This is a genomic window from Shewanella loihica PV-4 (assembly GCF_000016065.1).
GTDB lineage: Bacteria > Pseudomonadota > Gammaproteobacteria > Enterobacterales > Shewanellaceae > Shewanella > Shewanella loihica.
In genome coordinates, this window is record NC_009092.1 from 2,235,092 (window position 1) to 2,247,213 (window position 12,122).

The 12,122-nt window shown below is 52.2% G+C and carries 11 protein-coding genes; 7 read left to right on the forward strand and 4 right to left on the reverse strand.

Annotation, left to right across the window (positions count from 1 at the left end):
- The first annotated feature begins 35 nt into the window (after positions 1 to 35).
- The 5 genes from SHEW_RS10020 to SHEW_RS10040 all read left to right on the forward strand — a co-directional run bounded on the left by SHEW_RS10020 (position 36) and on the right by SHEW_RS10040 (position 4,517).
- Positions 36 to 1,814 carry a DUF885 domain-containing protein gene (locus SHEW_RS10020; RefSeq protein ID WP_011865733.1) on the forward strand — a complete coding sequence of 593 codons (1,779 nt, stop codon included), beginning with the start codon at positions 36 to 38 and terminating at the stop codon, positions 1,812 to 1,814.
- 164 nt (positions 1,815 to 1,978) lie between these two features.
- Positions 1,979 to 2,659, forward strand: coding sequence for a response regulator transcription factor (locus SHEW_RS10025; RefSeq protein WP_011865734.1), 681 nt, complete (start codon positions 1,979 to 1,981; stop codon positions 2,657 to 2,659).
- A gap of 125 nt (positions 2,660 to 2,784) precedes the next feature.
- Positions 2,785 to 3,912: a M14 family metallopeptidase gene (locus SHEW_RS10030; protein WP_011865735.1), complete on the forward strand. Its 1,128-nt coding sequence runs from the start codon at positions 2,785 to 2,787 to the stop codon at positions 3,910 to 3,912.
- A 9-nt stretch (positions 3,913 to 3,921) separates the two neighbouring features.
- Positions 3,922 to 4,239 carry a hypothetical protein gene (locus tag SHEW_RS10035; protein ID WP_011865736.1) on the forward strand — a complete coding sequence of 106 codons (318 nt, stop codon included), beginning with the start codon at positions 3,922 to 3,924 and terminating at the stop codon, positions 4,237 to 4,239.
- Positions 4,236 to 4,517: a YeaC family protein gene (locus SHEW_RS10040; RefSeq protein ID WP_011865737.1), complete on the forward strand. Its 282-nt coding sequence runs from the start codon at positions 4,236 to 4,238 to the stop codon at positions 4,515 to 4,517. Before SHEW_RS10035 ends, SHEW_RS10040 begins: the two co-directional genes overlap by 4 nt.
- A 59-nt stretch (positions 4,518 to 4,576) precedes the next feature.
- Here the strand turns inward: SHEW_RS10040 and ansA are convergent, their stop codons facing one another.
- Together ansA and sppA are read right to left on the reverse strand one after the other, a co-directional pair.
- Positions 4,577 to 5,590, reverse strand: coding sequence for an asparaginase (gene ansA, locus SHEW_RS10045; protein WP_011865738.1), 1,014 nt, complete (start codon positions 5,588 to 5,590; stop codon positions 4,577 to 4,579).
- A gap of 121 nt (positions 5,591 to 5,711) precedes the next feature.
- The gene (gene sppA, locus SHEW_RS10050; RefSeq protein ID WP_011865739.1) at positions 5,712 to 7,553 is read right to left on the reverse strand and encodes a signal peptide peptidase SppA; all 1,842 of its coding nucleotides are present in this window, start codon (positions 7,551 to 7,553) and stop codon (positions 5,712 to 5,714) included.
- A gap of 165 nt (positions 7,554 to 7,718) precedes the next feature.
- On the opposite strand from sppA, the gene SHEW_RS10055 reads away from it, so the two are divergent.
- Both SHEW_RS10055 and SHEW_RS10060 read left to right on the forward strand, forming a co-directional pair.
- Complete coding sequence (locus SHEW_RS10055; RefSeq protein ID WP_011865740.1) at positions 7,719 to 9,734, forward strand: NADPH-dependent 2,4-dienoyl-CoA reductase; 2,016 nt, start codon at positions 7,719 to 7,721, stop codon at positions 9,732 to 9,734.
- A gap of 216 nt (positions 9,735 to 9,950) precedes the next feature.
- Positions 9,951 to 10,358 carry a YciI family protein gene (locus SHEW_RS10060; protein WP_223294812.1) on the forward strand — a complete coding sequence of 136 codons (408 nt, stop codon included), beginning with the start codon at positions 9,951 to 9,953 and terminating at the stop codon, positions 10,356 to 10,358.
- 280 nt (positions 10,359 to 10,638) lie between these two features.
- Here the strand turns inward: SHEW_RS10060 and yfaE are convergent, their stop codons facing one another.
- Positions 10,639 to 11,019: a class I ribonucleotide reductase maintenance protein YfaE gene (gene yfaE / locus SHEW_RS10065; protein WP_011865742.1), complete on the reverse strand. Its 381-nt coding sequence runs from the start codon at positions 11,017 to 11,019 to the stop codon at positions 10,639 to 10,641.
- Positions 10,988 to 12,118: a class Ia ribonucleoside-diphosphate reductase subunit beta gene (gene nrdB, locus SHEW_RS10070; RefSeq protein WP_011865743.1), complete on the reverse strand. Its 1,131-nt coding sequence runs from the start codon at positions 12,116 to 12,118 to the stop codon at positions 10,988 to 10,990. Before nrdB ends, yfaE begins: the two co-directional genes overlap by 32 nt.
- Between the last annotated feature and the right edge of the window lie 4 nt (positions 12,119 to 12,122).

Below are 12,122 nucleotides of genomic sequence, written 5' to 3' on the forward strand. Positions count from 1 at the left end.
AGCCGTTAATAATAAGAATGAAGGGAAGAAGAATCATGAAGAAAAGCGTCATTGCTGCCGCCATCGTCCTGGGGCTAGGTAGTCTTACCGGCTGTCAGACACACACTAGCGAAACTGCAAGTACTCAGAAGGCGAGCATTGCCGAGGTACAGGCACTGAGTTTTGCCGAGTTTTCCAATCAATTTATCGATGCTTTGTGGCAGCAGTCGCCGACCTGGGCGCTCTATAGTGGTTATCACAAATATGACGGTGTGCTTAAGGTGCCTAATGCCCAAAGCCGTATCGAAAGCTTAGCCTTCGTCGACGCCCAGCTTAAGCTGTTAAATGGCTTTGATGTGAATAAGCTAACCCCGAGTGAGCTTATCGACTACAAGCTTATCGAGAACCTGTTGAAGCAAGACCGCTGGGAGATAGACACCTTCAAGTCCTGGCAATGGAACCCTGCGAACTACAACGTAGCCGGTGGATTCGCTCAGCTGGTTAACGAAGACTTTGCACCGCTGGACGAGCGTCTGCGCTCATTCCTGGCTCGCATGGAGAATGTTCCTGCCTACTACGCCGCGGCGAAAGAAAATATCGACAAGCCGACCCTAGAGCATACCCAATTAGCCATAATGCAAAACCGCGGCGCCTTCAGCGTCTTCTCAGACGACTTATTGAAGCAGGTTGCCGCCTCGGGTCTCAGCGATGACGAGAAAACCCTGTTCAATACCCGTTTCAAGCTCGCGGTCGATGCCATTAATCAACATATCGACTGGTTGACTGGCCTGGAAGCCAAGCTGACTAAAGAGGGCGCCCGTAGCTTTAGAATTGGTGAAGAGCTCTATGAGCAGAAGTTTGCCTTCGATATTCAATCGGGCATGTCGGCCAAGCAGCTCTATGAGAAGGCCTTAGCGGATAAGGCAAGAGTCCAGGGCGAGATGGCTAAGATCACCACGCAGCTTTGGAGCAAGTATTTCAAGACAGAGATGCCCAGCGACACTAAGGTGGCGACTCGACAGTTGATCGACAAGCTGTCGGCCCGCCATGTGAAACGCGAAGACTTTGTTACCGAGGTGCGTGCCCAGATCCCTGAGTTGGTCAAGTTCGTCAACGAGAAGCAGTTGGTGACGTTAGATCCTAACAAGCCGCTAGTGGTGCGTGAAACCCCAGAATATATGCGTGGTTTCGCCGGCGCTTCGATTAGCGCACCTGGCCCCTATGAGAAGACGGGTAATACCTACTACAACGTCACACCGCTGGATGGCATGAGCGACGCTTCTGCAGAGAGTTACCTGAGAGAATACAACCATTGGATCTTGCAGGTACTTAACATTCACGAGGCGATCCCGGGTCACTACACCCAACTGGTATACTCTAATGAGTCGCCAAGCCTGGTGAAGAGCCTATTTGGTAACGGTGCCATGGTTGAAGGTTGGGCGGTTTACGCTGAGCGTATGATGCTGGAAGAGGGTTATGGTAACTTTGAGCCAGAGATGTGGCTCATGTATTACAAGTGGAACCTAAGGGTCATTGCCAACACCATTCTGGACTACAGCATTCAGGTGAAGGGGATGACAGAGGAGGAGGCAATTGCGCTGATGACTCAGGAAGCCTTCCAGCAACAGGCTGAGGCCGAAGGCAAATGGCGCCGCGCGACTCTGAGCCAGGTGCAACTCACCAGTTACTACGCGGGTTATCGTGAGATCTATGATTTCCGTGAGGAACTTAAGGCTAAGCAGGGAGAAGACTTTAACCTTAAAGGCTTCCACGAACAGTTCTTAAGCTATGGTAGCGCGCCGGTGAAATACATTCGCCAGTTGATGCTCAAATAGAGACAACTTGTCTTTAAGGGCCCCAAAAGGGGCCTTTTTTATGTCGCGAGTATCAATGGGGTGGGATGCTGGTCAAAGTTTTATCCTTTAGAGGTATAAAGGACTGGATTGGCCCGACGAGTTAATGTAACCTTAATGATAACTATTATCATTAAGGTTCTTAAATGGAAAGAGTGTTACTCGTTGATGATGATCCCTTTGCGCGCGAAGTCCTCTATCTTGGCCTAGTCGCCAGCGGGTATCAGGTGCATTGTGCCAGTAATGGCCAGGAAGCACTGCTTATTTTAGGCAAAATGGCGATCGATCTCATTATCTTGGATATCGAGATGCCCCTTGTGGATGGTTTTGCGTTTCTAGAGGCGCGTAGCGACAACTTGCCGGTGATCCTGATCTCGGCTACCGATGAAGAGGAGCGGCGGGTAAAAGGGTTTCGTCTCGGCGCCGACGATTTTCTCTCAAAACCTGTAAGTGTGCGAGAGCTGGTGGCGCGTATCGATGCCCTGCGTCGCCGCGCAGCTATCACCAAGGCGCAGCTGACCGAGGTTCTGCCGCCGCCAATCAAGGCGATCTATTTTAACCAAAATGATTTCAGCATAGAGGTGGCTGAGCGGCGCGTCGCCCTGACCCAGACCGAGTTTAAGCTACTTAAATACCTGTTTGATCGCAAAGGAGAGGTGATCACCAAACAGGAGCTGCAGAAAAGTGTGTTGAAGAAAGATCTGGGACAGTTTGATCGAAACCTGGATATGCACATCAGTAATACCCGGCGTAAGCTTGCCAAGATCTGCCTGCCGAAAACCATCATCAACACTGTCCGTGGCCAGGGATACAGCTTTCTGTGTTAGTCAAAATGACAGCAAAAAAACTGGCTTTTATTTGGCGCTAGCGGTGCGAAAACGGGGCGAATTAGTTTATCCTTAGGGGATCAGCAGACCCAAGATGTCTGCCTTAACTCAATGAAGGAATGGATATGCTAATCAGTGCCAATTTTGACGGCGGTAATATTGAGGTCATCAACCAAGATGATATCAATAATGTGCAACTGGCCATTAGACCCGATGAAGGGGGCGAGTTTTTCCAGTGGTTCAATTTTCGTCTGCAAGGTGAAGTAGGCCAGCGCTATACCCTAAATATCATCAACGCGGGCCAAGCCTCTTACACTAAGGGCTGGGAAGACTATCAGGCCGCGGCCACCTACGACAGGCAGCAATGGTTCCGCCTGCCGACCCAGTATCAAGATGGCAAACTTACCATAGAGGTCGAGCTGGATTGCGAGATGATCCAAATCGCCTATTTCGCACCCTATAGCTACGAGCGTCATCAGGATCTGCTTAGCGCCGTTCAGGTGCATCCACTCGTCTCACTCGAGCATCTGGGTAAAACCTTAGACGATCGCGACATGACCCTGGTTAAGGTGGGTGATGAAGATGAAGAGAAAGCTAAGATCTGGATCACCGCACGTCAACATCCGGGTGAAACCATGGCCGAGTGGCTGGTGGAAGGCCTGCTAAATAATCTTCTCGATGGCGATTGTCCGACGGCCAAGGCGCTGCTGGATAAGGCCAACTTCTATATCGTACCTAACATGAACCCGGATGGCGGCGTACGTGGCCACCTGAGAACCAATGCTAAAGGCGTTAACCTAAACCGCGAATGGCAGAGTCCGTCGCTGGAGAAGAGCCCAGAGGTGTATCATGTGGTCAATCGCATGAAAGAGACTGGCGTCGATCTCTACTACGATGTGCATGGCGATGAAGGCCTGCCATATGTGTTCCTCGCAGGCTGTGAAGGCGTGCCGGGTTACAATCAAAAGATGGCGGATCTGCAGGGCGATTTCGTTAAGGCATTGCTGATGGCCAGTGCCGATTTCCAAGATGAGTTCGGTTATGATAAAGACGAGCCAGGCCAGGCCAACCTGACCGTTGCGTCAAACTGGGTGGCGCAGACCTTCGGCTGTCTCTCTAACACCCTGGAGATGCCATTTAAAGATAATGCCAACATGCCAGATCCTATGTCTGGTTGGTCGCCTGAGCGTTGCATCTACCTGGGTGAGGCGTCACTGCTCGCCATGCTGGCCGTGGTCGATAAGCTAAGATAGGAGTCCGCAATGGCCTTAGTAGAATGCCCAAGTTGTCAAAAGCGCATATCGAGTTTGGCTAAGAGCTGCCCGCACTGTTCGTCGGGCTTGTCGGGGGATAACGAGTCACTTAATCGGATCAGCCATATCAAGCGTACCAATCAGCTGATGAACCAGAGCTTTCTGGCGATGACGCTGTTTATTGCCGGTGTTGTGATCTGGTTTTGGGGCGGCGAGCCGGCGGAAGGGCTCAGAGCCAATATCGCCGGCATCTGTTTCGTCTTTGGCTTCGTCGGCTATCTGATAGCCAGAGTCCGCATAGTGTTACATAAACGGAAGAGTATATGAGTGATATCAATAAGGTGATCGACGATATGCCTCAAGAGGTATACGAGCGATTACTCAGCGCCGCCGAACTCGGCAAGTGGGAAGATGGCACAGTGCTGTCTGATGAGCAGAAAGACTCGACACTGCAGCTGGTAATGCTGTACCAGGCTCGCAGGTTGAACCAGACAGATCATTTCACCATTAATAACCAAGGTGAATTGAATGAACTGTCAAAGGCCGAGCTGAAACGTCAGTTCAAGGGCGAGAGTATCGCTGCCTTCAAAGAGCAAGACCTCTAAGAGTGAAAAGCCCCTGATGACAGGGGCTTTTTTATTTCGCATTGTTAGTCTTAAACCAATTAGTCTTCGGTGAGCTCGCCGCAGAGATCTTGCTGCATCTGCACGCGAATATCACTTGGTGAAAGCTCGGTAGACAGCAGGTAGTGCAGTTTGGTCAGCGCCGCTTCCGTGGTCATGTCAAAACCGCTGATCACCCCGGCCTTGGCAAGTGCGTTGCCCGTGGCATAGCCGCCCATGTTGACCTTACCCTGCAGACATTGGGTTAGATTCACAAGTATGATGCCGCGCTCGTTGGCTTTACGCAGACACTCCAGTAACTCAGGGTTTTGTGGCGCATTGCCGACACCGTAGGTAAGTAAAATTAGCGCCTTTACCGGCTGCTGTAAGATGTTGTCGATGATCTCTGTGGTGATCCCAGGGTAGAGGGTGACCACGCCTATGGGCTGCGGGCTTATCTTGTTGACCGTCAGGGTATTGGCCTTGCTCTCGCTGATGCGGCCCGCCTTGAGGCGGATCTTAATGCCTGCCTCTAACAGAATAGGGAAGTTAGGCGAGGCGAAGGCATCGAAGCCATCTGCATGGGCCTTAGTGGTGCGATTGCCACGAAACAGCTTGTTGTTAAAGAAGAGGCATACCTCGGCCACCGGATAGTTGGCGGCGATATAGAGGGCGTTAAGCAGATTGGTCTGGCCGTCTGAGCGCAGCTGGGCCAGCGGGATCTGCGAGCCGGTAACGATAACGGGTTTGGTGAGCCCCTGCAGCATGAAGGAGAGCGCCGAGGCGGTAAAGGCCATGGTATCTGTGCCATGGAGGATCACGAAGCCATCATACTTGTCGTAGTTTGCCTTGATATCGTCGGCGATCATCTGCCAATCCGTCGGCGCCATGTTTGAAGAGTCAATCAGCGGACAATATTCACTGATGACAAAGTCTGGCATCTCCTGATGAAAAAACTCGGGCATGGCCTTGACGCAGTCGGTGAGAAATCCCGGTACCGGCGCGAAACCATTATCTGTCTTTTGCATGCCTATGGTGCCGCCTGTGTAGGCGACATAGATGGAGGGTTTTTTCATTATAGTGATAGCTTTATTGATGCAGGATTGGCGGGATTATACTTAGGATGGCGCCAATAAAAAAGCCCGCATTGGCGGGCTTTTCTGTGATAGCGTCTTTGCTACGAGTACAGCAGAGCGATTAGTAGTTACAGCTGTCGCAGTAGAGGTAGATTCCGTTTGGATCGTCAAAGGCGTTAAACTCTTCGACTACGCTGCTCACCTCACCAAGCAGTTGTTCGATTAGGCTGCTCTGAGACAGACTCTGTGGCATATAGCTAACAGCCTGGGCAAACATCTGCTGGATGAACTGCTCCTGTGGCGACAGCTCCTGTTCGATCAACTTAGTATCGAACTTCTCAAGCTTAGCCAGCTCGGCTGCCTTAGTTACCGCCTGTTCAAGATCGCCAAGTTCATCGACCAGGCCAAGCTCAAGTGCGCGTTTGCCAGACCAGACACGACCCTGGGCAATCTTATCCACCTCTTCGGGTTTCATGCCGCGCTCCTCTGAAACGAGCGAGATGAAGTCCTGGTAGCCGCGCTCGATATGACGCTGGATGATCTCCTTGAGCTCATCGCTGATCCCCTGAGTGCTTGAGAATGCGGTCCAGCCTGATGTGGAGACGCCATCTGTGTGGATCCCAAGTTCTGCCAGGGAGTCTTCGAAGGTGGTCATCATGCCGAAGATACCGATAGAGCCGGTCAGCGTCGTTGGTGTGGCGTAGATATAGTCGGCGCTTGCCGAGATCCAGTAGCCACCCGAGGCGGCGTAGGTGCCCATACTAACGACCACAGGCTTGTTGGCTGCCTTGAGGGCCAACACTTCCTGACGGATCTGCTCGGAGGCAAATGCGCTGCCGCCAGGGCTGTCGACTCTGAGGACCACAGCCTTCACCTTGTCATCGAATCTCGCCTTGCGCAGCAGGGCAGAGGTGCTCTCGCCGCCGATCTGGCCCGCTGCCTGGTGACCATTGAGTATGTTGCCCTTGGCGACTATGATGCCGACGGCGTCGTGCATCAACACTGGTGGGAACTGCTGGATCACGCTCTGATAGTCATAGAAGCTTATCTGTTTAAAGCTGTGACCTTCTTTTGCTTCTCCTACGCGTTCGACCATGTCCAGACGGAACTGCTCGGCAGAGGCGAGCTTATCGACCCAGCCAAGGTTGATGGCCATCTCGGATGAGCGTCCATTGGCCTTGTTCAGCTCGGTAAGATAACGCTCGGCGCTCAGCATCAGGTCGTCTTGCTTGATGCCGCGGTTTTCACTGACCGTGGCTTCGAAGCTGTCCCAAATATCTTGCAGCAACTCGCGGTTGGCCGATTTCGCCGCCTCAGACATGTCGTCGCGCATAAAGGGCTCGACCGCCGACTTGAAGGTGCCCACCCTGAAGACGTGCGCCTTGATCTTAAGTTTGTCCAGTGCCGACTTGAAATATTGGCGATAGCGGCTCAGGCCTTCTATCTCTACCGAACCTTGAGGGTTGAGGTAGATGGTATCGGCGAAACTGGCGAGGAAGTACTGGTTTTGACCATACCAGTTACCCATGGCGATAATCGGCTTGCCTGAGGCCTTAAAGCGGGTCAATGCGTCGCCTATGCTCTGCAGCTTGCTGATCCCTGTCCATCTTAGGTGACCTATGTCGAGCACTAAGGCGGAGATGCGTTTGTCGCTGGCCGCATTGTCGATAGCGTTTAGCAGATCGGCAAGTAGGATCTCGCCATCGCTCTGTCCCCCTTTACCACTCTTCATAGCAGCCTCTATGGGGTCCACCTGGCGTTTCTGTTCTACCACGTTACCCGATAGATCCAGCACTAATGCCGAACCCTCTTCGACTGTTGGGCTCTCCTCACCGGCGAGGATCACGAACAAGAGGGCAATAAAACCGAAGAAGAATAGATTTAAGATCACCTTGCGTGTGGTGTTGACCACCTTCCACAAGGTGGAAAAGATCCGTTTAAATATTGAGGGCTTAGCGGACATTATCCACTCCTTTATGACTCTGATCCCTCTATGCTAACTGAAAATGGCCATAGGGGCGAAACACAATTGTAAATGAATCTTAAGGCTTGGCACGCATTGAGTATTGAGCTAAATCCAAACAGCGGGTATGCTGATTTAAATCACTTGTTTAAAAAGGATGTTTAAATGTCGTTTCCGCATTTATTAGAACCCTTAGATCTCGGCTTCACACAATTGAAGAATCGTGTGCTCATGGGCTCCATGCACACCGGGCTCGAAGAAGAAAAGGGCGGTTTTGAGAAACTGGCAAAATTCTACCAAGAACGTGCTGCCGGTGGTGTTGGTCTGATTGTGACCGGTGGGATCTCGCCTAACCTCAGAGGTCGGTTGGCACCTAATGCTTGTCAGCTAAGCTTTCCCTGGCAGGTCGCCAAGCATAAGGTCGTCACCAGTGCGGTGCATGAGGCGGGCGGTAAGATCTGTATGCAGATCCTGCACGCCGGACGTTACGGCTATCATCCTTTTTCACAGGCGCCCAGCAAAATTAAGTCGCCTATTACGCCGTTTACCCCCTCGGCCATGTCGGCCCGTCAGGTAAGAAGCACCATCAAAGATTACGCCACCACGGCGGCGCTGGCCAAGAAGGCGGGCTACGATGGCGTGGAGGTAATGGGATCTGAAGGCTACCTAATCAATCAGTTTATTTGCGCCAGAACCAATAAGCGCAACGACGAGTGGGGCGGTGAGTTCAGCCAAAGAGCCAAGTTCCCGGTGGAGATCGTCAAGGCGATTCGTGAAAGGGTCGGCAGCGATTTCATCATAGTGTTTCGCCTCTCTATGCTTGATCTGGTGGATAACGGCTCCTCCTGGGAGGAGGTGGTGCAGCTGGCCAAGTGGCTGGAGAGCGCCGGCGTGACCATCATCAACACAGGCATAGGCTGGCATGAGGCCAGGGTACCTACCATTGCGACTAGTGTACCCCGCGGCGCCTTTGCCTGGGTGACTGAGCGCCTCAAGCAAGAGGTGAGCGTCCCCCTTATCGCCACTAACCGTATCAATACCCCTGAAATCGGCGAGCAGATCATTTCCTCGGGTCAGGCGGATATGGTCTCTATGGCCCGTCCTTTCCTGGCCGATGCCGAGTTCGTCAACAAAGCGGCAGCGGGTGAGAGTCAGCTGATCAACACTTGCATCGGTTGTAATCAGGCCTGTCTGGATCATACCTTCGCGCTGAAACGCGCCACCTGTCTGGTCAACCCCAGAGCCTGTTACGAGACAGAGCTGAATTTTGTGCCGGCGACTAGTAAGAAACGCATCGCCGTCATGGGAGCCGGCCCAGCAGGAATGGCATTTTCCATCTATGCCGCCAGCCGAGGCCATCAGGTGGTGCTGTTTGAGGCCAAGGATGAGGTCGGTGGTCAGTTTAACCTGGCCCGAAAGATCCCCGGTAAAGAGGAATTTGATGAGACCATCCGCTATTTCACCGAGCAGATGAAGCTCAACAAGGTCGAGTTAAGGCTCAACACCCGACTGGACGCCTCAGTGGTTAGAGACGAGCCCTTCGATGAGGTGGTGATCGCCGCCGGTGTCGTGCCAAGAGCAATAGACCTGCCCGGTTTCGATAGCCCCAAGGTGGTGAATTACCAGCAGGTGCTGAACGGCGAGGTCGAGGTAGGCGAGCGGGTTGCCCTGATCGGCGCCGGTGGTATCGGCTTCGATATGGCTCACTATCTAGGAGAGCAGGAGTCGACCACACTCAAGCCTGATACCTGGCTCAAGCAGTGGGGCATAGACAAGGCCTATGGTGAGCGCGGCGGATTAACCACGCCTCAGCCAGAACACACAAGCCGAAAAATTTATCTATTGCAGCGTAAAACCAGCAAGATGGGCAAGGGACTTGGCAAAACAACAGGTTGGATCCACCGCGCTGTGGCTAAGCACCATGATGTCGAGATGCTAAACGGTGTCAGCTACCAGAAATTCGATGAGCTAGGTCTACATATCAAAGTCGGTGAGGAGGCTCAGGTGCTTGAGGTAGACAATGTGGTGTTATGTGCCGGACAAGAGTCTAATCGCAGCTTGGTCGATGAGATGAAAAACACAGGTCTGCCAGTGCATCTGATTGGCGGTGTGGATGTTGCCGCCGAACTCGATGCCAAACGGGCGATTCGCCAAGGCGCCGAGCTGGCCGCAAGCATCTAAGAAAATAAAAAGTTGGCTACCGCTAGCTTGAGGTTGTTAAAGGTGAAAAGCTAATCCTTTGGGTTAGCTTTTTTTATGGTCTTGACATAACTTAAGCTAATGCATACTAAGGTGGATTAGATAATGAACGAAACTAGAACGAAAGCGAATACTAGAACGAGTACCAAAAACCATCGCTTGCTCGTTACTTTGATGGGGGCTATAGCGACTCTGGTGGTGAGTTTGCCTCTTAGAGCCGAAAGCTATGATGCCGAGCTTGCGGCAAGAGTCGGAGCCGATGACTATGGCATGAAGCGCTACGTGATGGCCATGCTCAAGAGCGGCCCTAATCGCAGCCAATCCGAAGAAGAGGCAGAGAAACTGCAACGCGCACACCTGGATAATATCGGCCGACTGGCCGAGGAGGGTAAACTGGTGCTCGCGGGGCCCTTCTTGGAAGAGGGCGCCTTAAGAGGCATCTATATCTTTAACGTCACCAGTGTCGAGGAGGCCAAGGCATTAACAGAGTCTGATCCCGCCATTAAGGCCGGACGCCTGGTGATGGAACTTCATCCCTGGTATGGCAGCGCCGCCCTAATGGAGGTGAACCGGCTACACCATAAGCTAGCGAAGAAGGCGATCTAACAGATTATCTCGCGAATTTGTCTTTTGCATCTGTCCTGTGGCACAGTCAGCTTATCTGTTTAGTGCTGCTGTTTGAGACAAGTTTTTGGATAATCTGCAAAGGAATGCCAGAATTTAATCAGAGTTTTGCCATGGATTTTGCTTGGGATTAGCTTGGAGATTGACTGTTTTCGCCAAGGGCAAGTTTAGGCCATGTTTGAGGCGAGATTTGGTTTAAACCTAGTTAGGCCTAGTTTCAGGTCAGGCTTAGTTTCAGGTCAGGCTTAGTTTCAGTAGCGCACTATTCGGCGGTGCAGGCAACAGGCTCAGATGTATGAGTCGATACCACCTCGGCACCTTGGGCAGAAAGTGCCAGGTCGAGATCGCCGTCGGGATGACAGCAGCAGGGCAGACACTCATCGGCTTCCAGTTCGACCAGTGGCTCCGTGTGGTAGACGACGCTACCGCGATTAATCTTGGTCTTGCAGGCACCACAAAAGCCGTTACGACACTCAGAGAAGATACGAACCTTCTTCTGCTCGAGTGCCGCTAACAGGCTCTGGTGGTTATTGGTATAGAGGAGTACAGGCTGTCCATGAAGGCTCACGATCGGAGCCTTCTTAAAAACAGCCTGACTAAAGACCGTCTTGTTAGAGATCAAAGTCGGCAAACTCACTCTCATCGACAGACGCGTCAATTTGACCAACCAGGTAAGAAGACACCTCAACTTCCTGCGGCGCAACCTGTACCGAATCACTCTCCAGCCAGTTCTTCATCCACGGCAGCGGGTTACTCTGGTCGGCATAAGGGCTTACCAGGTTAACCGACTTCATACGCTCGTTGGTGATGTACTCGACATACTGGCAGAGGATCTGCTCGTTCAGGCCGATCATAGAGCCGTCTTTGAACAGGTACTTGGCCCACTCTTTCTCTTGCTCTGCCGCCTTAACGAAGATGTCGATCGCCGTCTGTTCGCACTCTTTGGCGATCTCGGCCATCTCTGGGTCGTCCTTGCCACCTTGCATCAGCTTAAGGATATGCTGTGTGCTATTAAGGTGCAGGGCTTCATCACGGGCGATGAGGCGGATGATCTTAGCATTACCTTCCATCAGCTTGCGCTCGGCGAAGGCAAATGAGCAGGCGAAGCTGACGTAGAAACGGATCGCTTCGAGCACGTTAACCGACATCATACACAGGTAGAGGGCTTTCTTGATCGCACGGGTGGTGACCTCTACAGTCTTGCCGTTGATCTCGTGGGTGCCTTCACCCATCAGGTGATAGATCTGGCTCAGCTCGATCAGGTTATCGTAGTAATCGGCGATATCGCTGGCGCGCTTGAGGATCTCTTCGTTCTGCACGATGTCGTCAAACACCACTGAAGGATCGTTAACGATATTACGAATGATGTGGGTGTAAGAGCGTGAGTGAATCGTCTCAGAGAAAGACCAGGTCTCGATCCAGGTCTCAAGTTCCGGCAGCGACACCAGCGGCAGGAAGGCAACGTTTGGCGAGCGCCCCTGAATCGAGTCCAGCAGGGTCTGGTACTTGAGGTTAGAGATGAAGATATGCTTCTCGTGATCTGGCAGCGCAGCGTAATCGATCTTGTCTTTGCTGACGTCAACTTCTTCTGGACGCCAGAAGAAAGAGAGTTGTTTCTCGATCAGTTTCTCGAACACTTCATATTTTTGAATATCGTAACGGGCAACGTTAACCGATTGGCCGAGGAACATAGGTTCCAGCAGGGCATTGTTAGGTGTTTGACAAAATGTTGAATAGGCCATTTTT

Excerpts from the sequence above, each read along its gene's own strand:
- SHEW_RS10020 (WP_011865733.1), top strand. The coding sequence starts at position 36 with ATGAAGAAAAGCGTCATTGCTGCCGCCATCGTCCTGGGGCTAGGTAGT.
- SHEW_RS10025 (WP_011865734.1), top strand. The coding sequence starts at position 1,979 with ATGGAAAGAGTGTTACTCGTTGATGATGATCCCTTTGCGCGCGAAGTC.
- SHEW_RS10030 (WP_011865735.1), top strand. The coding sequence starts at position 2,785 with ATGCTAATCAGTGCCAATTTTGACGGCGGTAATATTGAGGTCATCAAC.
- SHEW_RS10035 (WP_011865736.1), top strand. The coding sequence starts at position 3,922 with ATGGCCTTAGTAGAATGCCCAAGTTGTCAAAAGCGCATATCGAGTTTG.
- SHEW_RS10040 (WP_011865737.1), top strand. The coding sequence starts at position 4,236 with ATGAGTGATATCAATAAGGTGATCGACGATATGCCTCAAGAGGTATAC.
- ansA (WP_011865738.1), bottom strand. The coding sequence starts at position 5,590 with ATGAAAAAACCCTCCATCTATGTCGCCTACACAGGCGGCACCATAGGC.
- sppA (WP_011865739.1), bottom strand. The coding sequence starts at position 7,553 with ATGTCCGCTAAGCCCTCAATATTTAAACGGATCTTTTCCACCTTGTGG.
- SHEW_RS10055 (WP_011865740.1), top strand. The coding sequence starts at position 7,719 with ATGTCGTTTCCGCATTTATTAGAACCCTTAGATCTCGGCTTCACACAA.
- yfaE (WP_011865742.1), bottom strand. The coding sequence starts at position 11,019 with ATGAGAGTGAGTTTGCCGACTTTGATCTCTAACAAGACGGTCTTTAGT.
- nrdB (WP_011865743.1), bottom strand. The coding sequence starts at position 12,118 with ATGGCCTATTCAACATTTTGTCAAACACCTAACAATGCCCTGCTGGAA.